This is a genomic window from Yoonia sp. KMU-150, from assembly GCF_056858355.1.
The window spans coordinates 52,530-78,822 of the sequence record NZ_JBXEQF010000001.1 but is presented as its reverse complement, the minus strand read 5'-3'; the positions used below and the strand labels follow the sequence as shown (position 1 = coordinate 78,822).

Genomic DNA, 26,293 nt, shown 5'->3' with positions numbered 1-26,293 from the left:
CGTGTGAGGCCCGCTTTGGCCAGAATCAGCCGGTCAGGAACCCGGTCGGGGCTTTCGCGCTATTGCATTTGATTTGACCCGACAGCCGGGTCCCGAAAACGGAAAGACACGTCATGGCGAATACACCACAATCCAAGAAGCGCGCGCGCCAGAACGAAGCCCGCTTTGCCATCAACAAGATGCGCCGCTCGCGTATCCGCACCCACCTGCGCAAGGTCGAAGAGGCGATCGCCTCCGGCGACAAGGATGCCGCGGCTGCGGCGCTGAAATCGGCGCAGCCCGAACTGATGCGCGGCGTCACCAAGGGTGTGTATCACAAGAACACCGCCGCGCGGAAAATGTCGCGCCTTGCCGCCCGCGTCAAAGCGATCGGATAACCTTGGGTCACTTTGCGTGGTGCATCTGCATCAAAGCCCCGACAAAGCGCGCCGCAGCCCGGCGCGCTTTTGCTTTTGCGGGACCTGACCGGATTTATTCTTGAACGGATTCAAAGCCGTTTCAGATTCTTTTCCGGCATGGCCCGAGTCAAGCGACTTGTTGAGTTGAAATGGCCGCAGACCCCTTGCTACGTTGATCCTGCGATTCACTTCGTTCCGGGGGGACATGACGGGGATCGGCAAGGATACGTCTCATCTGCCGGTGTGCAGATGATAGTCGATCGGCGCTGTTTCCGCATGAAGAGTGTGGTCAGATCGGGCAGTCTTGATGCCAGTGGTCGCCCGCTTTTATGTCTGCGCATCGCCGACTGTGCGGTCGGCTGCGGCTGCGTCAGTCCCTTTGAAATGTCGGTTCCGTTGCACAGGCCAGCCGCCCGCGCCACAACCGGCCTTGAGACATGGATACAGGTCTGCGGCGCCTTTCGGGCGGGCATTCCCTGTTTGTCGGTCGGGATTGGGCGCGTCGTGGTCGAGCGGAGGGGTTTGGGGCCCTCCGGAGCAGCAACGTGGATGGGACAGGCAGATTATGACAGACGCAACGTGGCAACGGGTCCTCGAGGACCTCAGGGGTGCTGTGGGCAAGAACAGTTTTTCAAGCTGGATCACGCCCCTGACGTTCAGGGGTCTGGATGGCGGTGTTGCAACATTTCACGTACCCACCACGTTTATCGGCAATTATGTCGACCAGAATTTCGGCGATCTGATCAAGCATCACCTTATCCGCCAGGACAAGAGCGTGCAGCGTCTGCGGTTCGTGGTACCAACCGCGCTCGCCGCGAAGCCGGCAAAAAAAGCCCCGGCCAAGCCCCAGGGTGTGACCGCGGCCGCTGGTGACGTGCTGCACGGTTCGCCTATCGACGCCCGCTTTACCTTCGACAGCTTCGTCGTGGGCAAACCGAACGAGCTGGCCCATGCCGCCGCGCGTCGGGTTGCCGAAGGCGGACCGGTGACCTTCAATCCGCTGTTCCTGTATGGCGGTGTCGGGCTGGGCAAGACCCACCTGATGCACGCCATCGCGCATGAGTTGCAGGCCCGTTCGCCAGAGTTGAACGTGCTCTATCTGTCGGCGGAGCAGTTCATGTACCGCTTCATCACCGCGCTGCGCGACCGCAAGATGATGGATTTCAAGTCGCTGTTCCGCTCGGTCGACGTGCTGATGGTCGACGACGTGCAGTTCATCGGCGGCAAGGAAAGTACGCAGGAAGAGTTCTTCCACACGTTCAACGCGCTTGTGGACGCCGGCAAGCAGATCGTCATTTCCGCCGACCGCGCACCCGGAGAGATCAAGGATCTGGAGGAACGGATCAAGTCGCGCCTGCAATGCGGTCTCGTCGTCGACCTGCACCCGACGGATTACGAACTTCGCCTCGGTATCCTGCAGACCAAGATGGACCTGCAGCGCGCGCATTACCCGGATCTGGAGATGGCACCCGGCGTGCTGGAATTCCTCGCCCACCGGATCACCACGAATGTCCGGGTGCTGGAGGGTGCGCTGACGCGGCTCTTTGCCTTCGCATCGCTAGTGGGTCGTCCGATCACGCTGGAACTGACGCAGGACTGCCTGTCGGACGTGCTCAAGGCGTCGGATCGCAAGGTCACGGTCGAAGAAATCCAGCGCAAGGTGTCCGAGCATTACAATATCCGTCTGTCCGACATGATCGGCCCGAAGCGGGTGCGCGTGCTGGCACGCCCGCGCCAGATGGCGATGTATCTGGCCAAGCACATGACCAGCCGGTCGCTGCCCGAAATCGGACGCCGGTTCGGCGGGCGCGACCACACCACAGTCATGCACGGCGTGCGCAAGATCGAGGAACTCAAAGCCACCGACAGCCAGATCGCCGACGATCTGGACCTGCTGCGCCGCGCCCTGCGCGAATAGCGTTGGCGCGGTTCTGACCTTGCGCTAGACAGGCTGATAAATAACTTGTGCGGGACGTGAAAACAGGTAGCTTTCACGTCCCAACTGACTGCGGAGCGTGATCCATGAAATTCAGTATCGAACGTGCAAGCCTGCTGAAGGCCGTGGCGCAGGCGCAATCCGTTGTCGAACGCCGCAACACCATCCCCATCCTTGCCAACGTGCTGATCGAGGCGCAGGGCGACGAGGTGCAGTTCCGTGCGACCGATCTGGATATCGAGGTTGTGGACAAGGCCGCGGCCAAGGTGGACCGCGCCGGGGCCACGACCGTCTCCGCCGTGACGCTGAACGAGATCGTGCGCAAACTGCCCGACGGTGCGCTGGTCACCCTGTCAGAAGACGTGACCTCCGGTCGCCTGACGATCGAGGCGGGCCGCTCGAACTTCTCTCTCGCCACATTGCCGAAAGAGGATTTCCCGGTCATGGCCTCCTCGGAATATGCCGCGAACTTCAGCGCCAAGGCGCCGGACCTGCGCCGCCTGTTCGACAAGTCGAAATTCGCCATATCGACCGAAGAGACGCGCTATTATCTCAACGGCGTCTACATGCACGTTGCCGACAGCGATGGCGGCAAGGTGTTGCGCTGCGTAGCGACCGACGGTCACCGCCTGGCCCGGATCGATGCCGACCTGCCCGAAGGTGCCGCCGACATGGCCGGCGTGATTGTGCCGCGCAAGACCGTGGGCGAATTGCGCAAGCTGCTGGACGACGACGACATGCAGATCGCGGTGTCGGTGTCGGAAACGAAAATCCGCTTTGCCACGCCTGATATCACGCTCACGTCAAAGGTGATCGACGGCACCTTCCCCGACTACACCCGCGTCATTCCGCAGGGTAACACCCGCAAGCTGGAAGTCGACGCCGCCGAATTCGCCAAGGCCGTCGACCGTGTGGCGACCGTGTCGTCCGAACGGTCGCGCGCGGTGAAGCTGGCACTGGACGAAGACCGGCTGATCCTGTCGGTGAACGCCCCCGACAGCGGTGCCGCCGAGGAAGAACTGGCCGTGGCCTACGGCGACGAACGGCTTGAAATCGGGTTCAACGCGAAGTATCTGCTCGAAATCGCCAGCCAGGTGGATCGCGAGAACGCGGTGTTCATGTTCAACTCCTCCGGCGATCCGACCCTGATGCGCGAAGGCAACGACACATCAGCGATCTACGTCGTGATGCCGATGCGTGTGTGACGCGCCTGGTGCAAAAATCTTCGAAGATTTTTGCCAAGACTTTTTGAAAAGTCTTGGTGGCGAGTGCCGCACCCTGAGCGCGCTGTCCCGGCAGTGATAGTCACATGCTGGCCCTAAGCACCCTCACCCTCTCGCACTTTCGCAGCCATAAGCGCGCGGTTCTGGATGTCGATGCGCGGCCCGTCGCGATCTATGGGGCCAATGGTGCTGGCAAGACCAATTTGCTTGAGGCCGTGTCACTCTTTTCGCCGGGCCGGGGTTTGCGGCGGGCGGCGACCGACGATCTGGTCCGCAGGCCCGAGGCGCTGGGCTGGAAGGTCACAGCCGGTCTCACCTACCTGCACCAATCTCACGAACTGGCCACGCAGGCCGATCCCGGCGCATCGCGGCAAGTTCGAATCGATGGCAAGGCGGCGGCGCAGGTCGCACTGGGCCGTGTCGCGCGGATCCTGTGGTTGGTGCCGTCGATGGACAGGCTGTGGATCGAGGGCGCGGACGGGCGTCGGCGGTTTCTGGATCGCGCCACGCTCAGTTTCACGCCATCCCATGCGGAAACGGTGCTAGCCTACGACAAGGCGATGCGCGAACGCAATCGCCTGCTAAAGGATATGGTGCGTGACGGGCACTGGTATGCCGCACTCGAACGCCAGATGGCCGATGCAGGTGCCGCGATACATCGTAACCGCAGCGCGGCAGTGGCGGAACTCAACGCCGCGCAGGCCGATGCCGCGACGGCCTTTCCCACGGCAGACCTGTCGCTGGTGCAATCCGACCCCGCGGCAGAGGACCCGGGCGACGCGGAGGCCCTTCTGGCGGCGCTGTCCGACAATCGCACGCGTGACATGGCAGCGGGGCGCACGCTGATCGGTCCGCATCGCAGCGACCTGCACGCCGTCTATGCCGACAAGGGCGTGGCAGCAAAAGACTGTTCCACCGGTGAACAGAAGGCGCTCCTCATCAGCCTGATCCTCGCCAACGCCCGCGCGCTGGCCCGTGATGTCGGCGCGCCGCCGATCCTGCTGCTCGACGAGGTCGCGGCCCATCTTGACGCCACGCGCCGCGCCGCCCTTTATGACGAAATCTGCGCACTCGGCGCGCAGGCGTGGATGACCGGCACCGGACCGGAACTCTTCGGCGAACTGGGCGACCGGGCGCAATACGTCGATGTCGGCGAAACCGGTGGCCTGTCCACCGTCACACAAAGGACAGCCCCATGAGCGATCTTCCCGTACAGCGTATCAGCGTCGTGACCCTCGGCGTGGCGAATATCGCCGCATCCCGAAAATTCTACGGCGATCTGGGGTGGGAGCCGCGTGATGAGGTGCCGGGGCAAGTGGTGTTCTATCAGATGCACGGGTCCGTGTTGGGGCTGTTCGGGATCGGGCCGCTGGCCAAGGATCAGGGGCGACCCGATGCGCAGCTGGGCACCGGCGCGATCACGCTTGCCCAGAACCATCGCAGCGAGGGCGAGGTCGACGCGGCCTATGCCAGGGCGCTGGCCGTGGGCGCGACACCGCTGAAGGCCCCGGAAAAGACGTTTTGGGGCGGCTACGCCGGCTACTACGCCGACCCGGACGGTCACCCGTGGGAGGTCGCGTTCAACCCGTTCTGGGAGCTCGACGCCGACGGCCGCCAGATCCTGCCGGAGCCGCCGGATGCAGATTGAACGCATCGAGGAAATGCGCCTGTCGCAGCAGGACGAGGCGCAGATCGCAACATTGCTGACGGCGGCCTTCGGTGCGGAATTCGGTGGCCGGTCCTATTTCATGCAGCGCCATCATGTCCGGCTCGTCGTGCGCAAAGCCGATGCGATCATCGGGCATATGGCGCTGTGTCTGCGGGCCATTCGCATGGGCGACAGGCTCGTGCAGGTGGCTGGCCTCGGCGATGTGGCGACCCATCCCGACCACCGCGGCAAGGGCATCGCCAGCAGGTTGATGAAAGAAGCCATCGCCGAGGCGCAGGCCTCGCCCGCCGCGTTTTTCGTACTGTTCGGTCACCAGCCGCTCTACGCCGGGTCCGGCTTCGTCCGCCGACCGAACATCACGCGCTATGTTTCGCTGCAGGACGTGCGCACCGGTGATGTCAGGGAAATCGAAACCAATCACCTGATGGTGCTGCCCATGCGCGACACGGAATGGGACGACACGGCGATTATCGATCTCGCGGGGCACGCCTTCTGATGACCATCACCGCTGCCGATCTCCTTCTTTACGCGGGTGCGCTTTTCGTGCTGTTCCTCACACCCGGCCCGGTCTGGGTCGCGCTGGTGGCGCGTACCCTGTCGGGCGGGTTTCACGCCGCCTGGCCGCTGGCGCTGGGCGTGGTGGTGGGCGATGTGCTCTGGCCATTCCTTGCCATTCTCGGCGTGTCATGGATCGTCAGCGTCTATGGCGGCTTTCTGGTGCTGCTGAAATGGGTGGCCTGCGCCACGTTCCTCCTCATGGGCTGGCTGGTGATCCGCAGTGCCGACAAGACCATCGCCTCCGACAGCCGCCTGACACGCCCGGGCATGTGGGCCGGGTTCCTCGCCGGGCTGGCGGTGATCCTCGGCAACCCCAAGGCGGTACTGTTCTACATGGGGATGCTGCCGGGGTTCTTTGATCTGACAATCCTGACGTGGATCGACATCGCCGCGATCTGTTTTCTGTCGCTGATCGTGCCGCTGATCGGCAACCTCGTTCTGGCCGCCAGTATCGGTCGCGCGCGGGCGCTCTTGACGTCACCCTCCGCCTTGCGACGGACCAATCTGACGGCCGGTTTTCTGCTGATCGCGGTAGGGCTGGTCATCCCCTTCACCTGACACAAAATATGGGGGTTTCGCCGTGACAACGGGCGACAAAAAGCCTATATTTCGCGGGTAGAAGAACAGGAAAACCCGCATGTCCGACGAGCAGTCAGAAAACGCCGCCTACGGTGCCGATTCCATCAAGGTTTTGAAGGGGTTGGATGCCGTCCGCAAACGCCCCGGCATGTATATCGGCGACACCGACGACGGCTCCGGTCTGCACCACATGGTGTACGAGGCCGTGGACAACGGGATCGACGAGGCGCTGGCCGGTCATGCTGACCATGTGAGCGTGAAAATCCACGCCGACAACTCGGTTTCCGTGGGTGACAACGGGCGCGGCATTCCCGTCGACATGCACAAGGAAGAAGGTATCTCCGCGGCCGAGGTCATCATGACCCAGCTGCACGCGGGCGGTAAATTCGACCAGAATTCCTACAAGGTGTCGGGCGGTCTGCACGGCGTCGGCATTTCGGTGGTGAACGCCCTGTCCGACTGGCTGGAACTGCGCATCTGGCGCAACGACAAGGAACATTACTGCCGGTTCGAGGATTCGGTGACTGTGACACCGCTGGAGGTCGTGGGACCTGCCAACGGTCGCAAGGGCACCGAGGTGCGCTTTCTGGCGTCGACGGACACGTTTTCAAATCTCGACTATTCCTTCGACACGCTGGAAAAGCGCCTGCGCGAACTTGCGTTCCTGAATTCCGGCGTGCGTATCATTCTGGAAGATGAGCGCCCCGCCGAACCGCTGCGCACCGAGTTGTATTACGAAGGCGGCGTCAAGGAATTCGTCAAATACCTCGACCGGTCGAAAACATCCGTCATGCCCGAGCCGATCTATGTCGTCGGCGAAAAGGACGATATCGGCGTCGAGGTCGCGATGTGGTGGAACGACAGCTACAACGAAATGGTGCTGCCCTTCACAAACAACATCCCGCAGCGCGACGGCGGCACGCATATGGCCGGTTTCCGTGGCGCGCTGACCCGCACGATCAACGCCTACGCGCAGTCCAGCGGCATTGCGAAAAAGGAAAAGGTCAGCTTCACCGGTGACGATGCCCGCGAGGGGCTGACCTGTGTGCTGTCGGTGAAGGTGCCGGACCCGAAATTCTCCAGTCAGACCAAGGACAAGCTGGTGTCGTCAGAGGTGCGCCCGGCCGTGGAATCGCTGGTGGGCGAGAAACTGGCCGAGTGGTTCGAGGAAAACCCCAACGAGGCGAAGATGATCGTCTCCAAGATCGTGGAGGCCGCCTTGGCCCGCGAAGCGGCGCGCAAGGCCCGCGAGTTGACCCGACGCAAGAACCCGATGGACGTGAACTTTCTGGCAGGCAAGTTGAAGGACTGTTCCGAAAAAGACCCGTCGAAAACTGAAGTCTTCCTTGTCGAGGGTGACTCCGCTGGTGGCTCTGCCCAGACAGGCCGCGACCGCCAGACACAGGCGATCCTGCCGCTCAAGGGCAAGATCCTGAACGTGGAACGCGCCCGATTTGACCGGATGCTGGGCAGTCAGGAAATCGGCAACCTCGTCATGGCGCTGGGCACCGGCATCGGACGCGACGAATTCGACATCAGCAAACTGCGCTACCATAAGGTCGTCATCATGACAGACGCCGACGTGGACGGCGCGCATATCCGCACCCTGCTGCTGACCTTCTTCTTCCGCCAGATGCCGGAATTGATCGAGGGTGGCTACCTCTACATCGCGCAGCCGCCGCTTTACAAAGTGTCGCGCGGCAAATCAGAGGTCTACCTCAAGGACCAGGCCGAAATGGAAAGCTACCTGATCGAACAGGGCATCGAGGGCGCGATCCTGCGGCAGGGCAACGGCGAGGAAATCACCGGCAACGACCTGCGCCGCATCGTGGACGAGGCGCGCCAGCTCAAGCGCGTGCTGGAGGCGTTCCCGACACACTATCCCCGCCACATCCTCGAACAGGCCGCCATCGCGGGTGCCTTCGTGCAGGGTGCCGTGGATGCCGACCTGCAGGGCGTCGCCGACAAGGTCGCCGCCCGGCTCGACCTGATCGCGTTGGAGTGGGAGCGCGGCTGGCAAGGCCGCATCACGCAGGACAAAGGGATGCGACTGGCCCGTATCCTGCGTGGGGTAGAGGAGGTCCGTACGCTCGACGGCACGATGCTGCGGTCGGGCGAGGCGCGGCGCACCGGGTCCTTCACCCGGTCATTGCAGGACGTTTATGGCCTGCCCGCCACCCTGCATCGCAAGGACCGCCACCAGACGATCCACGGCCCGCTCGACCTTCTCGACGCGATTCTGACCGAGGGCGAGAAGGGGCTTTCGCTGCAACGCTACAAGGGGCTGGGCGAAATGAACCCCGATCAGCTGTGGGAAACCACGCTCGACCCGGACGCGCGCACGCTGTTGCAGGTGAAGGTGGAGGACGTGGCAGAGGCCGACGATCTCTTCACTAAGCTGATGGGTGATGTCGTCGAACCACGCCGCGAGTTCATCCAGACAAATGCGTTGAGCGTCGAAAACCTCGATTTCTAGATGCGTTTGGCCCGGCATCGCTGGGCCGCGCCCGACCCTCCCCCCGGGAGGGCGCATTCGCTTCCTCCCAGGCTCGGGCGCGGCCCTCTGTCGTTAAACAGTCCGCGACGCCGCGCGCGTCTGCATGGTCCGTCGCACGAAGGCCATGATAAACAAAGCCGTCAGCACCAGCACGATGGTCGGGGCCGGGGCCGCGTCGATGAAAAAGCTGATGTAGGCCCCCAGCAGCATCGACCCGGTGCAGATGAACACCGACACCACCAGCATCCAACCGAAACTGCGCACCAGCAGGAACGCCACCGCCCCCGGCGTCACCAGCAGCGCCACGGCAAGGATCAGCCCCACCGACGACAGCGTCGCTACGATGGTCAGCGAGAGGATCGTCAGCAACCCGTAGTGCAGCCAGGACGTGCGCAACCCCGATGCTTGTGCCTGTGCGGGGTCGAAGGCGTGTAGCAGCAGGTCCTTCCACTTCAGCACCAGCACCGCCGAGGCCCCCAGCCCGATCACGCCCGCCGTCCACAGATCGCCCGTGCCCACGCCCAGCATGTTGCCGAACAGGATATGATCGAGGTGCATGTCGCTCGGGAAGGCCGTGAACAGGATGATCCCGATGGCGAACATGCCCGAGAACACGACACCCATCACCGTATCCTCTTTCACCCGGCTGTTGGTTGCCAGATACCCTGTCAGCAGTGCACAGGTCATGCCCGCGCAGAACGCCCCGATCAGCAGCGGAATACCCGCGATATAGGCCAGCACGACACCGGGCAGGATCGCGTGGCTCACCGCGTCGCCCATCAGCGCCCAGCCTTTCAGCACCAGAAAGCACGATAGCAGCGCAGTCGGCGGCCCGACCAGCAGCGCGATCAGAAACGCGTTCTGCATGAAGGGAAACTGAAACGGCAGCAGCCAGTCCATCATGCCAGCGCCTCCGCCGCCTTGCGCCGCGTGGCGCGGATCCCGTGCACGGGCGCAAAGACAAAGGCCAGCAGGAAGATCGCCGTCTGCAATGTCACGATCACGCCGCCCGTCGCACCGTTCAGGAAAAAGCTGGCGTAGGCACCCACGAAACTCGTCACCGTGCCGATGGCCACCGACAGCAGGATCAGCCGCGGAAACCGGTCGCACAGTAGATAGGCCGTGGCCCCCGGTGTCACGACCATGGCGATCACCAGAAACGCGCCGACCGTCTGCATCGCCGCGACCACGCTGGCTGACAGCAGAATGAAGAACACCGCCTTCAGCGCGTCGGGCCGCAATCCGATGGCGCGCGCGTGATCCTCGTCAAAGAACACGACCATCAGGTCTTTCCACTTCAAAGTCAGCACCCCCAACGACACGATGCCGATGATCGCCAATTGCAGCGTATCTTCCGGAGTGATCGCAAGGATGTTGCCCATCGTGATCGTTTGCACGCTGACGGCAATCGGGTTCAGCGACACCATGAACAGGCCAAGCCCGAAGAATGACGTGAAGATGATCCCGATGATAACGTCCGTTTTCAACCCCGACCGCCCGGTCAGGAACAGCATCGCGCCCGCAGCCAGCCCACCTGACAGGAAGGCACCCAACGCAAACGGCAAGCCCAGCATATATGCACCCGCGACACCGGGAACGACGGCGTGGGACAGCGCGTCACCGATCAGCGACCATCCCTTCAACATCAAATAAGCGGACAAAAAAGCGCAAACGCCGCCCACAAGCGCAGAAACCCACATCGCGTTCGTCATATAGCCATAGGTGAAGGGCAGCCAGAGCGTCTCAATCATCGCTGCGGTCCCCGTAGATGACAAAGGGCCGCTCGTCGTCGGTGATGATGTTCACCTCGCGGGTATCATCGTCATCGTGCAGATCGTCGCCGCCCAGCGTGAAGTGCCGCAGCACCCCGCCGAAGGCCGCTTCGAGGTTCTCGCGGGTGAACACATCCTCGGTCTTGCCGAAGGCAGTCACGGTGCCTTTTACCAATACCGTGTGATCGCAGAATTCGGTGACTGAGCCGAGGTTGTGGGTGGACACCAGCATTACCCGCCCCTCATCGCGCAACGCGCGCAGCAGGTCTACGATCTGATCTTCGGTCTTCACGTCCACCCCGGTGAACGGCTCGTCCAGCAGAATGACCTGCCCGTCCTGCGCCAGCGCGCGGGCCAAAAACACACGCTTGCGCTGCCCACCGGACAATTCCCCGATCTGGCGATGCCGATAGGCTTGCATGTTCACTCGGCCCAACGCCTCTGATACCGCCGCGCGGTCGGCGGCGGACGGGCGGCGCAGGAAACCCATGTGGCCGTAACGCCCCATCATCACCACATCCTCGACCAGCACCGGAAACGCCCAATCGACCTCTTCGGACTGCGGGACGTAGGCGACAAGGTTCTCTTTCAACGCCTGCCGGACTGACCGGCCCAGCAGCGTGATCTCTCCCTTCGCAGCGGGCACGAAGCCCATGATGGCCTTGAACAGCGTGGACTTCCCCGCCCCGTTCACACCCACCAGCGCCGTCACCGTGCCGCGCGGCACGTCGAACGTCGCGTTACGCAGCGCCGTGTGGCCGTTGCGATAGGTTACGGTCACATCGCGGGCCGTAATTCCGGTATCGGTCATTCAGCGGCCCCGGTCAGCCCGGCGGCCACCGTTTCCGTCGTCACGCGCAGCAGGTCCAGATAGGTCGGCACCGGGCCGTCCGCCGTGCTGAGGCTGTCGACATACAGAACACCGCCATAAGCAGCGCCCGTCTCGCGCGCGACCTGTTCGGCAGGGGCGGTGTTCACCGTGCTCTCACAGAACACGACTGGAATGTCGTTCTCGCGCACGCCGTCGATCACGGCGCGCACCTGCTGCGGCGTGCCGGTCTGGTCGGCGTTCATCGGCCAGAGGTAAAGCTCCTTCATGCCCAGATCCCGCGCAAGGTAACTGAACGCGCCCTCGCAGGTCACAAGCCAGCGGTCGTCTTCGGGGATGGACATGATCTGCTCGCGCAGTGGGTCAAGCACGGCGCTGATCTCTGCCTTATAGGCCTCTGCATTCGCGGCATAGATCGCGGCATTGTCCGGGTCGTGTTCGGACAGCGCGTCGCGGATGTTGTCGACATAGATCATCGCGGCATCGGCCCCCATCCAGGCGTGCGGGTTCGCCTTGCCCTCATAGGCACCTTCGGCAATCGAGATCGGGTCGATTCCGTCGCTCAGCGTGGCCGAGGGCACGTCGCCCAGATTGGCAAGAAACTGTTCGAACCACAGCTCCAGGTTCAACCCGTTCCACAGGATCAGATCGGCGCGGCTGGCGCGCACGATGTCCTGCGGCGTCGGCGCGTAGCCGTGGATTTCGGCCCCGGGTTTCGTGACGGACACCACATCGGCGGCATCGCCCGCGACGTTCTGGGCCATATCGGCCAGAACGGTAAAGGTGGTCACCACGGTCAGCCGCTCCTGCGCCAGCGCGGGTGCTGCGGCAAGGATGAGGACGAGGGCAATCAGGCGGCGCATGTTGGGTCTCCATTCAAGTCGCCAGATGTAAATGCGAACCAGTCGCAACTGTCAACTCCCCGCATACCTAACGCTCTGCGATCAATGGTCCAGACGGCGGGCCGTTTCGGCTGCGGCGACAAGCGCGCCTTCCAGAAACCCGCCGCTGTGCGATGCGGTTTCCGTGCCCGAGAAATAAAGCGCGCCATCCCAGATATCCGCCAGGTCTTGCGGCATACCATAAGCCGGGTGCCCGGCGGGTGGATGTTGGTCGCGCAGCGTCGCGGTTTCCGGCATCGTCGCCCAATCAGCCAGCCGGGTGGTGCGGGGCTTTGCGGCGACCGCGCCGAACAGGCGCGCCAGTTGCGCAAGGCAGGCGGCAACCATTGCCGTATTCTGGGCAGCCCTCTGAGCGGCGGGAACACCGACAAAACCGAACAGCGCAGCGGGACCATCGGGCGACGATGCGTCGTGTATTTCGACCAGCGGGCCGTGGCGGCTCATCGCGTCGCCCGACAACCCGGCATCGCGCCAGAACGGCCGGTCATAGGTCGCGATGAACTTGGCCTGCCCCGCCATCCACGTCGGCACCGCCTTAAGCGCCTGTCGCTGCGCAGTCGTCAACGCGGGCGCAAAGTCCAGACCTGCTGCAATGCGCGGGGGCAGGGCAAGCACGATATGCCGTGCCGCGATCCGCCTGCCGTCGCGCAATGTCACGTGGCCGGGCGCGACAGCGGTGACCGCTGCACTGACCGTCACGCGATCCGTGGCCAATCCGCCTGCCAACGCGTCGACCATGGCCATCATGCCGCCGTCGATCCTGAGCGCCCCCGCCATCGACGCAAACCCTGTGTCCCGCTGCACCCGGCCCTGTGCATCCTCGAAGCTGACAGCGCCGGTGGCATATTGCTCAAAGACCCGCAGACCAAGACGGGCCACCATGGCCGCCATCATGGGCTGCCCCGGCCAGAACCACGACGGACCCAGATCAAAACCCGCACCGCCGTCGCGCAATACGTCGATCCGCCCGCCAAGCCGGTGGCGCGCCTCGACCAGATGCCAGTCACGACCGGCCCGTGTCAGCCGGTCGGCCAGCGCCAGCCCGGTCAGCCCGCCGCCGACGATCAGGACGTCCGTTCGCTGTATCATCGCTGCGCTCAGACCGCAGGCGGTCGGGCAAAGGGCAAGTGCCCGCTCTTGACCCAGACCTTTGCGCCACCGTCACCCGCTGTGGCCGCAATCGTATCGCCATCCGGAACCCGCAACCACGCGTCACGGGTCAGCGTTTCGCCGTTCTCGGTCAGGGTGCCCGCCAGCACCAGCATTTCGGCCCCGCCGACCCCGTCGATCCTGAGCACGGCACCAGGGTCCACCACGTGATAGGTCACGGTCTCGCGCGCGTCGCTGTGCAGCGTTGCGGTGGCGATACCGTCCGACACGGGGCCAAGCGCGCCGTCCATGTCCATGCTGAACTGTGTCCGGTCTTCGGGGTCGAACTGCCACAGCTTGACGAAGATCACGCACCCCACTGCGGATCGCGGGGTGTGCTGTGTCGTGGGTGGATTTCTGGCATAGGTGCCTGCGGGATAGTCGCCGTGTTCATCCTGAAAAACACCGCTGAGCACGATGAACTCCTCACCCCCGCTGTGGGTATGTGCGGAAAACGCGGAACCGGGCGCATAGCGCACGATACTGGTCGCGCGGGCGACCTCTGCGCCGATCCGATCAAGCATGCGACGGTCGACGCCCGGCATCGGCGAGGGTTGCCAGGGTGCAGTCCCGGCGTGCACCAGAACCCGCTGCGCGAAATCTGCGTTAATCTCCATCGTCGTCTCCCGTCATGGTATCCGCTGCACCCTGCGCGCGGGCATGTGACGGCGCAACCGGTGCATCATCACGGTTGCGGGACCGGCTCAGCGCCGGGTTATGCGAAAGACCCATGGCGCGATGGCGATGACCATCGTGATGCGGATCAGATGGATCACCGACACATAGGCCACGTCCTGATCCAGCGCGAGCGCCAGCAGCGACATTTCCGTCAGCCCGCCCGGTGCGAACGCGAGATAGGACTGGCTCAGGTCGAACCCGCTGGCCCAGGCGATCAACAGCGCAAAGATCAGCGCCACGATCAGCATCAGCAGCGTGGCACAGGCGGCAAGCATCAGGTCACGCAGGATGTCCCGTGGCTGCGTGCCGACAAACCGCGCGCCGATCACGGTGCCGATCACGATCTGTGCCAAGATGATGAACAGTGTCGGCGGCGGCACGGTGACCCAGCCCAGCAGGTGGGTGATCCCGCTCAGGATCATCGGACCGAAGACCGGGCCAGCGGGCAGGCGCAGGAAGCGGCCCAGATAGACACCGGCGACGGCACAAGCGGAAAGGATCGCGTAGTCCTGCCAGCCGATATCGCCCAGCGCCGTCCAATTGTTCGTGCCGCCGCTGCTGACGCCAAGAAAATAGCCGAAAAAGATCGCGACGAAGGTGATCACCATCAGCACCCGCGCGGCGTGCGCCAGCGCGATGTGCCTTTCGTCGCCGCCCGCTTCGGCCCCGAGCATCAGCATCTCGTTCAGACCGCCGGGCATCGCGGAAAAGAAAGCCGTCACCGGGTCATAGCCGCCCAGCCGCCGATAGACCGTATAGGACAAACCTGCTGCGCAAAGCAGAAACAGCGGCAGCGCGATCAGTGTTACGACCCAGCTTTGCCAATGGGCGAACATCGCGACCGTCACGGTCGAACCCAGCATCACACCAATCACCGGCATCACCAGCGGGCGTAACCGGTCTGGCCCGCGGATCGGCAGGCCCAGCATCGCGGCGGCCGTATTGCCGATCATCGGCCCCAGCATCCAAGGCAGCGGCAGCCCCGCGACATACCCCGCCGTGCCGCAGATCAGGCTGATGGACAGGGCCAGCGTCAGCGCGAAAAGGCCCCGGTCGCCGGTCACCTACAGGCTGCCCATGTGGGTTTCGCCACGCGCGCGGGCGAGAGCCAGCTGCTTCTGCCGCTCGCGGAACCGGGCCTTGTCGGCCTCCGTCGTCTCGTCCACGCAGTGATGGCACGAAACGCCCTCGACGTATGCGGGATGGCCGCGATCCTCCGGCCGGATCGGGCGGCGGCAGGCGTAGCAAAGAAGATGTGGCCCTTCCGCCAGCCCGTGGCCGACACTTACCCGCGCGTCAAAGACGAAGCACTCGCCGTCCCATGTGCTTTGCTCTTCCGGCACCTCTTCGAGGTATTTCAGGATACCGCCCTTGAGGTGATAGACGTCCTTTACCCCCTGACCGATCAGGTAATTGGTGGATTTCTCGCAGCGGATGCCGCCGGTGCAGAACATGGCGATCTTCTTGCCCGCGAACTGATCCTTGTTAGCCTCCCACCAAGCGGGAAATTCGCCGAAACTTTTGGTCTGCGGGTCGATGGCGCCGTCGAAAGTGCCGATGGCGACCTCGTAGTCGTTGCGGGTGTCGATCACGGCGACGTCGGGGCTTTGGATCAGCGCGTTCCAGTCGGCGGGCGCGACGTAGTGGCCGGTGCCTGCCAGCGGGTCCACATCCGGTTGGCCCATCGTCACGATCTCTTTCTTCAGCCGGACCTTCATCCGGTTGAAGGGCTGCGTGCTGGCGGTGCTTTCCTTGTGTTCGAGACCGGCACAACCGGGCAGGGCGCGCAGATGCGCCAGCACCGCGTCGATGCCTGCGCGGTCACCGGCGATAGTGCCGTTCACCCCCTCTCTCGCGAGTAGGAGTGTGCCGCTGATGCCATGGAACTGGCAGAGGGTCAGCAGCGGGCCACGCAGGGCTGCGGGGTCTTCAAAGCGGGTGAAGTGGTAAAGTGCAGCGACGGTATACATGCCGCATCAATTACGCTTGCCCGTCCGTGACGGCAAGAGGGGGGTGGGGGAACGTCCGACGACCTTCCCCATGGGGAAGATTTTCAAATTTTTAACAAAAGGTTACCGGTTCAAATCGGCCCGCTCCGCCGCAATCGCCAGACCGTCGGCGACGGCAGTAAACGCTTCGGCCTGTTGCAGGACCGCCTGCGGAAAAAGCGTGACCATCGCGTCGCGCACGACATGGATCAGGCTGGACCCACCGACAAAAACCACCGTGCCGATCCTGTCGGCTGGCACGTCCGCCATGCGCAGGGTCTCCTCCGCGCAGGCGCTGATTTTTGCAGCATGGTCTGACAGCGCATCGCGCAGGGCCGCTGCGGTCAACTGCGCCCACAACCCGTTTTCCAGCACACGCAGGTCGATCCCGGCCTCCGTGGCATCGGGCCGGTTGATCGCGATCTTGCCCTGCTCCACGGCAAAGGCGAGATCGTGCCCCAGTTCGAGATCGAGCACATCGTGCAGCCGTTTGAACGGCACCGGGTTCACACCCATTTTCGCAAAGACCGCCGCCGTGCGTTTCGTGTCGCCGCTGTAAAGAAACGGAATCTTCTCCCAGCTTGCCAGATCGTTGAAGATCGCATTGGGCGCGGTATAGGTGCCCGGCCCGATGTCGTTGCGGATCTCGGCCCCGCGCCCCAGCAGCGGCATGACATGGGCGAGCGAGATGGATTTATCGAAATCGGTGCCGCCCACGCGTACGCCGTGGCTTGCGACGATCCGGGTGGCATCGCCGTCACGCGCGAAGACAGAGAAGTCAGACGTTCCGCCGCCGATGTCCACGATCAGGCCCAGTGTGCCGGGGTCCAGCGGCCCCGCCGCCAGCGCCGCTGCCTCCGGCTCGTACAAGAAATCGACGTTGTCGAAACCGGCGATGCCATAGGCCTCTGTCAGGTCAATCAGCGCCTGGCCGTCGCGGGCGTGATCGGTGGAATGAAAATGTACCGGACGGCCCGACATCGCGTGGCGGAAGGTCAGCCCGGTTTCCGCCTCGGCCCGTTCGCGCACGGTGCGCAGGAATTTCGCGACGACCTCGATCAGCGTCAGCGTTTCATAGGCGATCTGCCGCTTTTCGCGCATCAGCGGTGTGCCCAGCACCGATTTCAGCGCCCGCATGAACCGCCCCTCGCGCCCCTCGATCAGGGCGGCGTTGGCGGTGGTGCCGTAGCTGGTGATCTTGCGCTGGGTGTCGAAGAAAACGGATGTGGGCAACGTCGTCTGCCCCGGCTCCACCGCGATCAGATGCGGTCTGCCACCCGCCACCAGCCCGGCGGCGGTGTTGGAGGTGCCGAAATCAATGCCGAGCGTCTGCGGTGTCATGGGCCGGTTCCTGCAAGAAAGAGGCGGCGGGATAGGGCAAGCAGGGCCGTTTGCCAAGCCGAAACCGGCTTTCAGATCGGACCGGGCGCTGCTATCCGCCGCAGATGCAACGTGTGATGATCACAGGCGGCCCCGGTTCGGGCAAAAGCACGCTAGCCCGCTGGCTGGGCGACCGGACCGGGCTACCGGTGCATCACATGGATCATATTCACCATTTGCCGGGTTGGGTGATGCGGCCCCGCGCTGAACGGACGGCCATGGCGAACGCCGTCGAGGCGGGCGAGGCGTGGATTTTCGAGGGCGGGTTCAGCACCACCTACGACAATCGCGCGCGCCGCGCCGATACGCTGATCTGGCTCGACCTGCCGGTGGGTCTGCGCCTGTTCCGCGTGATCCGGCGGTTTATCCGCAATTACGGGGTGCGACGTCCGGATAATGCGCCGGGATGTGTGGAAACCTTTGACCGCGAAACGCTGAAATTCTGGAAATGGATATGGGACACGCGGCAGACGTCGCGGCAGCGCCTGCTGCAACTGATAGCCGACCACCCGCATCTTGACGTGCGGCACTTGCGCAACCGGGCGGAGATGCGCAAGTTTCAGGCAACGCAAGCCGCAAAGGACAGCCCATGAAAGCCCTCATCGTGATCGACGTGCAAAACGATTTCTGCCCCGGCGGGGCGCTGGCGGTGGAGGGCGGCGACAGGATCGTGCCGGGGATCAACGCCCTCATGGGGAGCTTCGAGGCCGTAATCCTGACGCAGGACTGGCACCCGGCGGGGCATTCATCCTTCGCGTCCACACATGATGCCGCGCCGATGTCGATGACGGAGATGCCCTACGGCCCGCAGGTGCTTTGGCCCGATCACTGCGTGCAGGGCAGCGACGGCGCGCGGTTTCACGGCGATCTGAACACCGACGCCGCCGATCTGATCATCCGCAAAGGGTACAACCCCGCCATCGACAGCTATTCCGCGTTTTTCGAGAACGACCACGAGACGCCCACGGGTCTGCATGGCTACCTGCAGGAGCGTGGGATCAAGACGCTGACGATGGTGGGTCTGGCGACGGATTTCTGCGTGAACTACTCCGCACTGGACGCCGCCCAGCTTGGCTATGACGTGACCGTGCAGCAGGAATTGTGCCGCGGGATCGACATGGACGGGTCGCTCGATGCGGCGCTGACGGCGATGCAAAAGGCGGGCGTCACCCTATCGTGACTTGCGCGGTGACCCGCGTGGCGGCCTATAGTGGAGCAGACTTACGCAGGGGAACCACGATGAAACACAGCGCAGCAATCGCAATGGCCGTGACGGCACTGGCCGCACCGGCCCACGCCACGGAAGGCGAGCGGATACAGGTCACCGGCGAGATCATCGACACCTGGTGTTATTTCTCGGGCGTCATGGGCGGGCCGGATGCGGTCGTCGGCTCCGCGCATCACACCTGCGCGCTGTGGTGTTCGGCGGGCGGTATTCCGGTCGGGCTGCTGGCAGAGGACGGCACCGTCTACATGGTGCTCAAGATCGAGGGCGATGCAAACAGCGCAGGCGGTGACACGCAGCTGAAGCTGGCCTCGCACACGATCGAGGCGGACGGGATGCTGTATCAGCGTGACGGGCTGAATTACCTGATCGTGGAAAGCGTCGTCAGCGACATGGACATCACCAATAACAATGCGGCGGACTACGGCCCGATCCCGCCGTTCGCCGTGCCTGAGGGGGACCGCTGATGAAAAGTCTGACACTGATCGCCGCCCTGCTGGCCACCCCCGCCGTGGCACAGGAGCATGATTTCGAAACCGGGTCGGAGGCCCGCAGCTGGAATCTCTACGCCGAATACCCCGCAACCTTCGAGGCGACGGTGGTGGATATCCTGTGCGAGTTGACCGGCGATTGCCCCGACAACTGCGGCGACGGCGCGCGCCAGCTGGGTCTGCTGCGCACGGTGGACGAGGTGCTGGTCTTCCCCAACAAGAATAGCCAGCCCGCGTTCACCGGGGCCGCGGACGAGTTGCTGCCCTATTGCGGGCAACTGGTCGATGTGGACGGGCTGGAACTTTATGACGAGGACCTTGGCGCGTTCAACATCTACCTGGTGCAGAAGATCCGCGCCGCCGGGACGGAGGAGTGGACCACGGCCAATAGCTGGACGAAGAACTGGGCCGAGGAGCATCCGGAGGCCGAAGGGCCCGGCCCCTGGTTCCGCCGCGATCCGCGAGTTCTGGCCGAGATTGCCGAGGAAGGGTATTTCGGCCTGGGGCTGGAGGTGGACGAAGAGATCAAGGCAGAGGTCTGGCCTTGATCCGCGCCGCGGCTCTTGCCTGTCTGCTGGCCGCTCCTGCACTGGCCGACACGGTGCCCGCTTTCCTGCAAGCGGTCGGCGGGGATTTCGCCCTGACCGATCAAAGTGGGGCGACGCGGACGCAAATCAGCCCCGACGGCGGCGCGCAATTGTTGTTCTTCGGCTATGCGAACTGCCTGCAAATCTGTTCGTCGGTCCTGCCGCAGATGGCGGATGTGGCTGACGATCTGGCCGCCACGGGCCGCCATGTCACGCCACTGATGATCACGGTGGACGGGCAGACGGATACGGTCGCCAGCATCGGCCCGGCGCTGGAACAGTATCACCCGGATTTCATCGGCCTGACGGGAACGGACGCGGAATTGCAGGTGGCCTATGATGCCTTCCAGATCGAGAAGGAGCATCTTTTCGATGACCCGGAATATGGCCCGGTCTATGCGCACGGCAGTTTCCTCTATCTGCTGGACGGTGCAGGCGAGGTGCTCACGATCATCCCGCCGGTGCTGTCGGACGAAGAGATCGTGACGATCATCGCCAATTACCTGCCCGTCGGCTGATGGTGACGCGGCGGCGCATGGTGATGGGCGTGGGGGTGGTCGTGCTGGGAGCTGCGGGCTTTGTCGCCGCCGACGGGCAAAACCTGTTCTACGCCGCGATCACCGAGGATTTTCCGGGCGGCACGCTGAGCGTGCAGGAGGCGCACGACAAGGCGCTGGCCGGTGAGATCACGCTTATTGACATCCGCCGCCCTGACGAATGGGCGCGCACCGGATCGGGCGAGGGGGCGCACCGTGTCGACCTGCGCCGCGACGACTTTCCCGATGCGATTGCAGCACTTGTCGACGGCGACCGCTCTGCGCCTATCGCGCTGATCTGCGCGCGCGGCGTCCGGTCGGCGCGTGAATCCAACCGCCTGCAACAGGCCGGTTTCACCAATATCATCGACGTGCCGGAGGGGATGCTGGGATCATCCGCCGGGCCGGGCTGGATCGACGCCGGGTTGCCGGTGGTGCGCGATGAATAAGCTGGCGCTGGCGGCGGCCCTTGCCTGCATGGCCTCGACGGCGCAAGCCGGATGCGGGCCTGATCCTGACCCCTGCGAGATCACGCTAGGCAGCTATCACATCGCCCTGCCGGACGCAGGGAACACCGCCACACCAGCGATCATGTTCCTGCACGGCGCGGGCGGGTCCGGGGCCGGATCGACGCGGGCGGGCGGCATGGCGGACACGATCAACGCCCGCGGCTATGCGGTGATCGGTCCCAACGGGTTGCAGCGCGAGAACAGCAATTTCGGCCCCGGCTGGTCGTTCCACCCCGACCGCCCGCAACAGCGCGACGAGATGGCGTTCTTGACCGCCGTGGCCGACGATGCCGCCGCGCGCTTCGGCATCGACCGGGAAAGTATCATCCTCGCCGGATTTTCCATCGGCGGATCGATGGCGAGCTACATCGCCTGCGACGATCCTGCGGCCTTTGCCGCCTATGCGCCTGTCGGCGGCAGTTTCTGGCGGCCGCATCCCGAAGGCTGCACGGGGCCGGTGCGTCTGCTGCACACCCACGGCTGGAAGGACAGGACCGTGCCGCTGGAGGGGCGTCCCTTAGGCGGTGGGACGATCTATCAGGGCGACGTCTGGCACGCGATGGGCATCTGGCGCGCGGCGAACGGCTGCGACGGCTTGCGCGCGGATACGTTCGACACGGAGGGCGAATTCTGGGTGCGTACGTGGGAAGAATGCGACGACGGCACGGCGCTGGAATTCGTTTTGCATCCCGGCGGGCACGGCATCCCGCGCGGCTGGTCAGCCTATACGCTGGATTGGTTCGAAGGACTGGAGTAGGCACCGGCCGGTGGCCGTGGTGCCCTACCCTTGGTCATTCAGCGGCAATCGTCTCCGCAGCCGTCTCCGGCGTGGCAAGGAGACTGGCGAACCGCGCCCGCTCTGCCATCGCCGCGCGGATGATCGGCGGGGTGTTGAGGTGTTCCGGCGTGCCCATCTGTCGCGCCCAACGACCTCGCGTGCCAAGGTTCACGCCGCTGAGCGCCGATAGTGGCACCGCCAGTGTCAGGCTCGCCGCGATGGGCAAGAGCCAGAGCGTCACCAGCCCCTGCACCATACCGGCACACAGAAGTATGCCGATCAGCGTTTCGACGGCGTGGAATTTCAGCATGGTGAACAGGCCATAACGCCCGCCGCGCCGCTGTTGCGGTGTCCAGCTTTCGTTGAAGCCGACCAGCGCGCGGATCACGGCGATGGATTGCTGCACCATCAGGATCGGCGCATAGGCGATGGACAGCAAAATCTCGATCAGCAGCGAGGCAAGAAACTGCCCGACGCCACCGACATCGGCCATGCGGATACCCGCGCGGCGGGCGGCGATGGCCCCGACGATTTTGGGGGCGAGCAGCATCGCGTACATGAACGCCAGAATGGCAAGCGCATTGCCGGTCGTCATTTCCGGCCAGCTGACCTGCGGATCGAAGCCCGAGAAGTAGCGCAGGGCGTTGGTGTCCTGCCCGTTGCCGATCAACGCCCAGACTAGCAGAAGCGCAAACCAGGCGGGCGACATGAGGTAGCCCATCGCGCCCGAAATCAGGTGAAAGCGCGACACCGCGTGAAACCCGCGCGATCCCAGCAGGCCAAGGTGTTGCAAGTTGCCCTGACACCAGCGCCTGTCGCGCAGCACGTAGTCGATCAGGGTTTGCGGCACTTCCTCATAGGATCCGCCGACGCGCGGCAAAAACCGCACCGACCAGCCAGCACGCCGCAGCAAACCGGCCTCGACAAAATCATGGGACAGGATCAGCCGCCCCGGCCCGCGCCGCGATTTCATTCGTGGCAGGCCTGCGCAGGCGGCGAAGGCATTGGCGCGGATGATGGCGTTGTGGCCCCAGTAGTTGCCCTCGCGGTCGGTCCATTTCGCCAGCCCCTCGGCCAGCGCGGCACCATAGATACGGTTGGAAAACTGTTGCACCCGGCCAAAGATGGATTGCGCACCGAAAAGCGTGGGAAAGGACTGGATCAGCCCGGCAGCCGGATCCTGCGCCAGCGCATCGGTCAGGGCAATGATCGCTTGTCCGCTCATCAGGCTGTCGGCGTCGAGGACCAGCATCGCGTCGTACGCGCCGCCCCAGTGTTCGACCCAATCGGCCAGATTGCCGACCTTGCGGTCCACATTGTCGTCGCGGCGGCGGTAATAGACATCGGCACCGCCGGGCAGATCGGCGCGCAGGGCCTGAAACGCGCGGCGTTCGCGCGCGGCGATGGCATCGTCGCGCGTGTCGGACAGGATAAAGAGTGCGTAGTGATGCTGGTGCGGTGCCGTGCGCAGTGCATCCAGCATGGCGGCCGCATTGCCGAAGACATCGACCGGGTCCTCGTTATAGACCGGGACCAGCAGCGCCACGTCCAGCGGCGTGACCGGGGCGAAGGGCTGCACTTTGGGCCGTGCGAGGTAAAGCGTGGCGACGCCCAGAAACGCGGTGCTGACCGACAGGGCGATCCAGAAGAATGTAAAGGCGATCAACCCGATCACTACCCCTTCGAAGGCGGAAAACCCGTCCATCGCGAACCAGTCGGTAAAGGCCGCGATCAGGGCTAGCGTGGCGGCGACGGCCGGCACAAAGGCGATCAGCCGCCAGAGTGACGTGCGGGATGCGGCAGCGGTCGCCGGGGCAGCGGCACCGGCGTAGGCCCGGTCCAGCGCCTGGATCGGCCGCGCCAGCGGCGCCTTCGGGGGCATCGCGGCCCGTGGGGTGGATCGGTTCAGGCCGTCCATCTGTAAAGCCAGACCTCGCTCAGCGGCGTATCCGCCGCAAAGAGTTGCGCCCGCAGTTCGACCGCCTGCGCGTCACCGGGCAAGAGAGAAAACGCCAGGCGCAGGCCGCCAGTGCCGGGGTTGCGCTGTAAAATACCGTTCGACACCTCGCCTGCATTCGAAACGATCACGGTTTGAATCTCGGCCAGATCGTCGGGAAAGGCGGGATGATCGGCAAAGTCGATGGCGCAGACCGTCTTTATCTGGTCGAAACCCTTGCCGATGCGGGTGTTCAGCACATGCGCCACATCGGGCAGGCCGGCGGGCGTATCACCCCAGGCCATGTGATAGCTGAACCGGTGTTCGCTGCCTGCCATGAGCGGCGCGCGCGGTCGCCAGTAGGCGACGATATTGTCATAGATTTCCTTGTCAGCGGGGATTTCCACCAGTTCCACGGCCCCTTCGCCCCAGCCTTCGTGCGGGGTGATCCAGAGCGATGGCCGCGCCTCGTAATGCGCCTCAAGATCGGCATAGCGTTCGGGGTCGCGGGTGCGCTGCATCAGGCCGAAGCCTTTGGGATCGGTATCGCCGAAGGCGCTGACCTCGACACCCGTGGGGTTGGCCAGTGGCCGCCAGATGCGTTCGCCGTTGCCGTTCCAGATCAGCAGCCCTTCGCTGTCGTGCACGGCGGGGCGGAAATCGTCAAAGCGGTGGCGGTTCGTCTCGTCGAAAAAGAACATCGACGTGAGCGGCGCGATGCCCACATGCAGCAGGTCCACGCGGGGGAAGAGATGGGCGGTCACCTCTACCTCTGTCGTGGTACCCGGCGTGATGTCGAACCGGTAGGCCCCGGTCGTCGACGGCCCGTCGAGCAACGCGTGCACCACGAATGTCGTGTCGTCCGGCCCCGGCGCCTCTACCCAGAATTTTGTGAAGTCGGGAAACTCCTCGCCGCCGGGATCGCCGGTGCGCAGGGCCAGCCCGCGCGCGGACAGGCCATAGGTTTGCCGGTTGGCAATGGCGCGGAAATAGGACGCGCCCTGGAACACCATGAATTCCTCGAAAATTTCGGGCATGTTCAACTCCGCCCGCAGGCGGAACCCGGAATATCCCATGGTGTCGTCGACGGGCAGATCGGGGAACTGGTCAGTCCGGTCGAACAGCGAAATATCGTAGGACAGCGTCTTGGCGGTTCCGTCCTCGACGATGTTGATTTGCGCAGGTCGCGGCACGTAAAGGCCGGCAGTGAAAAGGTCGAGTTTGACGGCCCGATCCTCGTCCACCCAGATGCCGTTACGGGCGTCGAACCAGATGTGGCTGAATTCGTCATAGGTCAGGCTGCGCCATTCCTCGGGGATCAGCGGCACCGGCACATAGTCGGACTGCGCCAGCGCGCGCGCCTCTTCCACCACCATATCGGGCGAAAACGGCTCTTGCGCCGCGATCAGCGGGGTGCGGGCGAATGCGGGCAGGGCGATGCCGGCACCAAAGCCAGCCAGAAGGGCGCGTCGTGAAATCATCCGGTTGCCGACTTTCTCCAGGGTTGGCCCTTGAACCATGCGGCCGTGTAGGCACACACGATCAGCAAGGCGAAGCCAACGAGGTTTGCAAGTATGACGGTCGCGGTCGCGCGGCCGACCTGATCCATGATAAACCCAAGCACCCGCGCGAGTGCCATGGAAAAGACGAACACCGCAAGCGACTGCTGCCCGACCTTGGTGATCAGGGCGACAATCCGCTGCCAGACGCGGCCCAGAACGTTGCGGCCCTTGGGCAGCAAGCGCCGCCCGCCGTCACCCGCCACCACATAGGCAAGATAGGCGAGGCCGAGGAAATGCACGTAGCGCAGGATGCCGAAATCGCTTTTCGTGATCCACATGGTGTTGGCGCTGCGCCATTGGTTCGTACCGCCGAACCCCAGTTCCCGTGCACCGACATTGGACAGCGGAATGAAACCCACGACGATCACCAGCGCCAGTATGGTCAGCAGCCAGTTGACGGGCGGGCGCGGCAGCCAGCCGCGCATGAAGGCGAAACCGGTAAAGAAGATCAGCTGCCAGCCGAACGGGTTGAAGAACCACTCGCGCTCCGACCACGGCTCTGCCGGGAGCGAAATCGCGATGCGCTCGATCCCCAGCGCCTCCAGCAGGCCGCCCTGCGCCAGAAACCACAGCCCGATGCAGAAGGCGAAGGCCAGCACACGGTCGACCCGCGCCAGTGCCATGACCAGCGGCATCATCAGCAGGATCGCGATATACATCGGCAGGATGTCAAAATAGTTGGGCACATAGGTCAGTGTCAGAAGGCCCACCAGTTGCGGCCCGGTATCGTCGCGGAACCGGCCAAGGTTGAGCGAGCCGATGTAGCTGTCCTCGAAATTGCCCCAGAGGTCCCAGGAAAACAGCATCGCCGCGATGAACACGAACAGGCAGATATGCGCCCAATAGACCTGCCAGCAGCGGAACAGCACCCGCGCTGTGCCCAAAAGCCAGCCGCGCCGGTCGTAACTGCCACCGAATGCGATGGCCGAGGCCATGCCGGAACAGAAGACAAAGATCTCCGTCGCGTCCGAAAAGCCCCAGCGTGCCGGGATCCAGCTGGTGAAGAAGTTGCCGGGCGTGTGGGCGCACAGGATGATGAACATCGCGATGCCGCGATAGAAATCCAGTCGTGGATCGCGAACGCGCGGGGCGGGGGCGGCAGTCGTCATGG

27 protein-coding genes are annotated in these 26,293 nt (G+C 64.0%); 15 read left to right on the top strand and 12 right to left on the bottom strand.

Annotated elements, in window-relative coordinates:
* Positions 1-113 precede the first annotated feature (113 nt).
* The 8 genes from rpsT to gyrB all read left to right on the top strand — a co-directional run bounded on the left by rpsT (position 114) and on the right by gyrB (position 8,839).
* Positions 114-377 (top strand): 30S ribosomal protein S20, encoded by a 264-nt coding sequence (gene rpsT / locus AC04PH_RS00410; protein ID WP_483063768.1) that lies wholly within the window; start codon positions 114-116, stop codon positions 375-377.
* Positions 378-963: 586 nt separating this feature from the next.
* On the top strand, positions 964-2,316 hold the full coding sequence (gene dnaA / locus AC04PH_RS00405) for a chromosomal replication initiator protein DnaA (RefSeq protein ID WP_483063767.1): 1,353 nt from the start codon (positions 964-966) through the stop codon (positions 2,314-2,316).
* A 104-nt stretch (positions 2,317-2,420) separates the two neighbouring features.
* Positions 2,421-3,539, top strand: a complete 1,119-nt coding sequence (gene dnaN / locus AC04PH_RS00400; RefSeq protein ID WP_483063766.1) for a DNA polymerase III subunit beta — start codon at positions 2,421-2,423, stop codon at positions 3,537-3,539.
* Between the two features lie 104 nt (positions 3,540-3,643).
* A complete protein-coding gene (gene recF, locus AC04PH_RS00395) occupies positions 3,644-4,756 on the top strand; it encodes a DNA replication/repair protein RecF (RefSeq protein WP_483063765.1) in 1,113 nt (370 codons plus the stop codon).
* Entirely contained in the window at positions 4,753-5,205 is a 453-nt protein-coding gene (locus tag AC04PH_RS00390) for a VOC family protein (protein ID WP_483063764.1), read from the top strand. Before recF ends, AC04PH_RS00390 begins: the two co-directional genes overlap by 4 nt.
* The gene (locus AC04PH_RS00385; protein WP_483063763.1) at positions 5,195-5,722 is read left to right on the top strand and encodes a GNAT family N-acetyltransferase; all 528 of its coding nucleotides are present in this window, start codon (positions 5,195-5,197) and stop codon (positions 5,720-5,722) included. The genes AC04PH_RS00390 and AC04PH_RS00385 overlap by 11 nt, the downstream gene beginning before the upstream one ends.
* Entirely contained in the window at positions 5,722-6,342 is a 621-nt protein-coding gene (locus tag AC04PH_RS00380) for a LysE family translocator (protein WP_483063762.1), read from the top strand. Before AC04PH_RS00385 ends, AC04PH_RS00380 begins: the two co-directional genes overlap by 1 nt.
* A gap of 79 nt (positions 6,343-6,421) precedes the next feature.
* Complete coding sequence (gene gyrB, locus AC04PH_RS00375; RefSeq protein ID WP_483063761.1) at positions 6,422-8,839, top strand: DNA topoisomerase (ATP-hydrolyzing) subunit B; 2,418 nt, start codon at positions 6,422-6,424, stop codon at positions 8,837-8,839.
* Between the two features lie 93 nt (positions 8,840-8,932).
* Here the strand turns inward: gyrB and AC04PH_RS00370 are convergent, their stop codons facing one another.
* From AC04PH_RS00370 to AC04PH_RS00330, 9 genes are all read right to left on the bottom strand, one after another.
* A complete protein-coding gene (locus AC04PH_RS00370; RefSeq protein WP_483063760.1) occupies positions 8,933-9,763 on the bottom strand; it encodes a metal ABC transporter permease in 831 nt (276 codons plus the stop codon).
* A complete protein-coding gene (locus tag AC04PH_RS00365; protein ID WP_483063759.1) occupies positions 9,760-10,611 on the bottom strand; it encodes a metal ABC transporter permease in 852 nt (283 codons plus the stop codon). The genes AC04PH_RS00370 and AC04PH_RS00365 overlap by 4 nt, the downstream gene beginning before the upstream one ends.
* Positions 10,604-11,443: a manganese/iron ABC transporter ATP-binding protein gene (locus AC04PH_RS00360; RefSeq protein ID WP_483063758.1), complete on the bottom strand. Its 840-nt coding sequence runs from the start codon at positions 11,441-11,443 to the stop codon at positions 10,604-10,606. Before AC04PH_RS00360 ends, AC04PH_RS00365 begins: the two co-directional genes overlap by 8 nt.
* Positions 11,440-12,324, bottom strand: a complete 885-nt coding sequence (locus tag AC04PH_RS00355; RefSeq protein WP_483063757.1) for a metal ABC transporter substrate-binding protein — start codon at positions 12,322-12,324, stop codon at positions 11,440-11,442. Before AC04PH_RS00355 ends, AC04PH_RS00360 begins: the two co-directional genes overlap by 4 nt.
* Positions 12,325-12,405: 81 nt before the next feature.
* Positions 12,406-13,452 (bottom strand): flavin monoamine oxidase family protein, encoded by a 1,047-nt coding sequence (locus AC04PH_RS00350; RefSeq protein ID WP_483063756.1) that lies wholly within the window; start codon positions 13,450-13,452, stop codon positions 12,406-12,408.
* An 8-nt stretch (positions 13,453-13,460) separates the two neighbouring features.
* A complete protein-coding gene (locus AC04PH_RS00345; protein ID WP_483063755.1) occupies positions 13,461-14,129 on the bottom strand; it encodes a cupin domain-containing protein in 669 nt (222 codons plus the stop codon).
* Between the two features lie 87 nt (positions 14,130-14,216).
* Positions 14,217-15,254 carry an AbrB family transcriptional regulator gene (locus AC04PH_RS00340; RefSeq protein WP_483063754.1) on the bottom strand — a complete coding sequence of 346 codons (1,038 nt, stop codon included), beginning with the start codon at positions 15,252-15,254 and terminating at the stop codon, positions 14,217-14,219.
* A complete protein-coding gene (gene trhO / locus AC04PH_RS00335) occupies positions 15,255-16,160 on the bottom strand; it encodes an oxygen-dependent tRNA uridine(34) hydroxylase TrhO (RefSeq protein WP_483063753.1) in 906 nt (301 codons plus the stop codon).
* Positions 16,161-16,262: 102 nt separating this feature from the next.
* Positions 16,263-17,519 (bottom strand): Hsp70 family protein, encoded by a 1,257-nt coding sequence (locus tag AC04PH_RS00330; protein WP_483063752.1) that lies wholly within the window; start codon positions 17,517-17,519, stop codon positions 16,263-16,265.
* A gap of 257 nt (positions 17,520-17,776) precedes the next feature.
* On the opposite strand from AC04PH_RS00330, the gene AC04PH_RS00325 reads away from it, so the two are divergent.
* Genes AC04PH_RS00325 through AC04PH_RS00295 form a run of 7 tightly spaced genes read left to right on the top strand, consistent with a single transcriptional unit; the run spans position 17,777 to position 21,663 of the window.
* On the top strand, positions 17,777-18,151 hold the full coding sequence (locus tag AC04PH_RS00325; protein WP_483063751.1) for a P-loop NTPase family protein: 375 nt from the start codon (positions 17,777-17,779) through the stop codon (positions 18,149-18,151).
* Positions 18,148-18,738: a bifunctional nicotinamidase/pyrazinamidase gene (pncA, locus tag AC04PH_RS00320; protein WP_483063750.1), complete on the top strand. Its 591-nt coding sequence runs from the start codon at positions 18,148-18,150 to the stop codon at positions 18,736-18,738. Before AC04PH_RS00325 ends, pncA begins: the two co-directional genes overlap by 4 nt.
* A gap of 59 nt (positions 18,739-18,797) precedes the next feature.
* A complete protein-coding gene (locus tag AC04PH_RS00315; RefSeq protein WP_483063749.1) occupies positions 18,798-19,250 on the top strand; it encodes a hypothetical protein in 453 nt (150 codons plus the stop codon).
* Positions 19,250-19,822 (top strand): hypothetical protein, encoded by a 573-nt coding sequence (locus AC04PH_RS00310; RefSeq protein ID WP_483063748.1) that lies wholly within the window; start codon positions 19,250-19,252, stop codon positions 19,820-19,822. Before AC04PH_RS00315 ends, AC04PH_RS00310 begins: the two co-directional genes overlap by 1 nt.
* Positions 19,819-20,379, top strand: coding sequence for an SCO family protein (locus AC04PH_RS00305; RefSeq protein ID WP_483063747.1), 561 nt, complete (start codon positions 19,819-19,821; stop codon positions 20,377-20,379). Before AC04PH_RS00310 ends, AC04PH_RS00305 begins: the two co-directional genes overlap by 4 nt.
* The gene (locus AC04PH_RS00300) at positions 20,379-20,846 is read left to right on the top strand and encodes a rhodanese-like domain-containing protein (protein WP_483063746.1); all 468 of its coding nucleotides are present in this window, start codon (positions 20,379-20,381) and stop codon (positions 20,844-20,846) included. The genes AC04PH_RS00305 and AC04PH_RS00300 overlap by 1 nt, the downstream gene beginning before the upstream one ends.
* Positions 20,839-21,663, top strand: a complete 825-nt coding sequence (locus AC04PH_RS00295; RefSeq protein ID WP_483063745.1) for a CE1 family esterase — start codon at positions 20,839-20,841, stop codon at positions 21,661-21,663. Before AC04PH_RS00300 ends, AC04PH_RS00295 begins: the two co-directional genes overlap by 8 nt.
* Positions 21,664-21,697: 34 nt before the next feature.
* Here AC04PH_RS00295 and mdoH read toward each other — a convergent pair whose 3' ends face one another.
* From mdoH to AC04PH_RS00280, 3 genes are read right to left on the bottom strand one after another with little or no spacing between them, the layout of a single operon-like run.
* Entirely contained in the window at positions 21,698-23,602 is a 1,905-nt protein-coding gene (mdoH, locus tag AC04PH_RS00290) for a glucans biosynthesis glucosyltransferase MdoH (RefSeq protein WP_483063744.1), read from the bottom strand.
* The gene (locus tag AC04PH_RS00285) at positions 23,590-25,101 is read right to left on the bottom strand and encodes an OpgD/OpgG family glucan biosynthesis protein (RefSeq protein WP_483063743.1); all 1,512 of its coding nucleotides are present in this window, start codon (positions 25,099-25,101) and stop codon (positions 23,590-23,592) included. Before AC04PH_RS00285 ends, mdoH begins: the two co-directional genes overlap by 13 nt.
* Positions 25,098-26,291, bottom strand: a complete 1,194-nt coding sequence (locus AC04PH_RS00280; protein ID WP_483063742.1) for an OpgC family protein — start codon at positions 26,289-26,291, stop codon at positions 25,098-25,100. The genes AC04PH_RS00285 and AC04PH_RS00280 overlap by 4 nt, the downstream gene beginning before the upstream one ends.
* Positions 26,292-26,293: the final 2 nt, after the last annotated feature.

What these genes read in the sequence shown, in the direction of transcription:
- AC04PH_RS00365 (WP_483063759.1), bottom strand. Translation starts at nt 10,611, where the DNA reads ATGATTGAGACGCTCTGGCTGCCCTTCACCTATGGCTATATGACGAAC.
- AC04PH_RS00285 (WP_483063743.1), bottom strand. Translation starts at nt 25,101, where the DNA reads ATGATTTCACGACGCGCCCTTCTGGCTGGCTTTGGTGCCGGCATCGCC.
- AC04PH_RS00325 (WP_483063751.1), top strand. Translation starts at nt 17,777, where the DNA reads ATGGCGAACGCCGTCGAGGCGGGCGAGGCGTGGATTTTCGAGGGCGGG.
- mdoH (WP_483063744.1), bottom strand. Translation starts at nt 23,602, where the DNA reads ATGGACGGCCTGAACCGATCCACCCCACGGGCCGCGATGCCCCCGAAG.
- AC04PH_RS00360 (WP_483063758.1), bottom strand. Translation starts at nt 11,443, where the DNA reads ATGACCGATACCGGAATTACGGCCCGCGATGTGACCGTAACCTATCGC.
- AC04PH_RS00280 (WP_483063742.1), bottom strand. Translation starts at nt 26,291, where the DNA reads ATGACGACTGCCGCCCCCGCCCCGCGCGTTCGCGATCCACGACTGGAT.
- rpsT (WP_483063768.1), top strand. Translation starts at nt 114, where the DNA reads ATGGCGAATACACCACAATCCAAGAAGCGCGCGCGCCAGAACGAAGCC.
- recF (WP_483063765.1), top strand. Translation starts at nt 3,644, where the DNA reads ATGCTGGCCCTAAGCACCCTCACCCTCTCGCACTTTCGCAGCCATAAG.
- dnaA (WP_483063767.1), top strand. Translation starts at nt 964, where the DNA reads ATGACAGACGCAACGTGGCAACGGGTCCTCGAGGACCTCAGGGGTGCT.
- AC04PH_RS00330 (WP_483063752.1), bottom strand. Translation starts at nt 17,519, where the DNA reads ATGACACCGCAGACGCTCGGCATTGATTTCGGCACCTCCAACACCGCC.
- dnaN (WP_483063766.1), top strand. Translation starts at nt 2,421, where the DNA reads ATGAAATTCAGTATCGAACGTGCAAGCCTGCTGAAGGCCGTGGCGCAG.
- AC04PH_RS00345 (WP_483063755.1), bottom strand. Translation starts at nt 14,129, where the DNA reads ATGGAGATTAACGCAGATTTCGCGCAGCGGGTTCTGGTGCACGCCGGG.
- AC04PH_RS00380 (WP_483063762.1), top strand. Translation starts at nt 5,722, where the DNA reads ATGACCATCACCGCTGCCGATCTCCTTCTTTACGCGGGTGCGCTTTTC.
- AC04PH_RS00300 (WP_483063746.1), top strand. Translation starts at nt 20,379, where the DNA reads ATGGTGACGCGGCGGCGCATGGTGATGGGCGTGGGGGTGGTCGTGCTG.
- AC04PH_RS00295 (WP_483063745.1), top strand. Translation starts at nt 20,839, where the DNA reads ATGAATAAGCTGGCGCTGGCGGCGGCCCTTGCCTGCATGGCCTCGACG.
- AC04PH_RS00355 (WP_483063757.1), bottom strand. Translation starts at nt 12,324, where the DNA reads ATGCGCCGCCTGATTGCCCTCGTCCTCATCCTTGCCGCAGCACCCGCG.
- trhO (WP_483063753.1), bottom strand. Translation starts at nt 16,160, where the DNA reads ATGTATACCGTCGCTGCACTTTACCACTTCACCCGCTTTGAAGACCCC.
- AC04PH_RS00370 (WP_483063760.1), bottom strand. Translation starts at nt 9,763, where the DNA reads ATGATGGACTGGCTGCTGCCGTTTCAGTTTCCCTTCATGCAGAACGCG.
- AC04PH_RS00310 (WP_483063748.1), top strand. Translation starts at nt 19,250, where the DNA reads ATGAAAAGTCTGACACTGATCGCCGCCCTGCTGGCCACCCCCGCCGTG.
- AC04PH_RS00390 (WP_483063764.1), top strand. Translation starts at nt 4,753, where the DNA reads ATGAGCGATCTTCCCGTACAGCGTATCAGCGTCGTGACCCTCGGCGTG.
- AC04PH_RS00350 (WP_483063756.1), bottom strand. Translation starts at nt 13,452, where the DNA reads ATGATACAGCGAACGGACGTCCTGATCGTCGGCGGCGGGCTGACCGGG.
- pncA (WP_483063750.1), top strand. Translation starts at nt 18,148, where the DNA reads ATGAAAGCCCTCATCGTGATCGACGTGCAAAACGATTTCTGCCCCGGC.
- AC04PH_RS00315 (WP_483063749.1), top strand. Translation starts at nt 18,798, where the DNA reads ATGAAACACAGCGCAGCAATCGCAATGGCCGTGACGGCACTGGCCGCA.
- AC04PH_RS00385 (WP_483063763.1), top strand. Translation starts at nt 5,195, where the DNA reads ATGCAGATTGAACGCATCGAGGAAATGCGCCTGTCGCAGCAGGACGAG.
- gyrB (WP_483063761.1), top strand. Translation starts at nt 6,422, where the DNA reads ATGTCCGACGAGCAGTCAGAAAACGCCGCCTACGGTGCCGATTCCATC.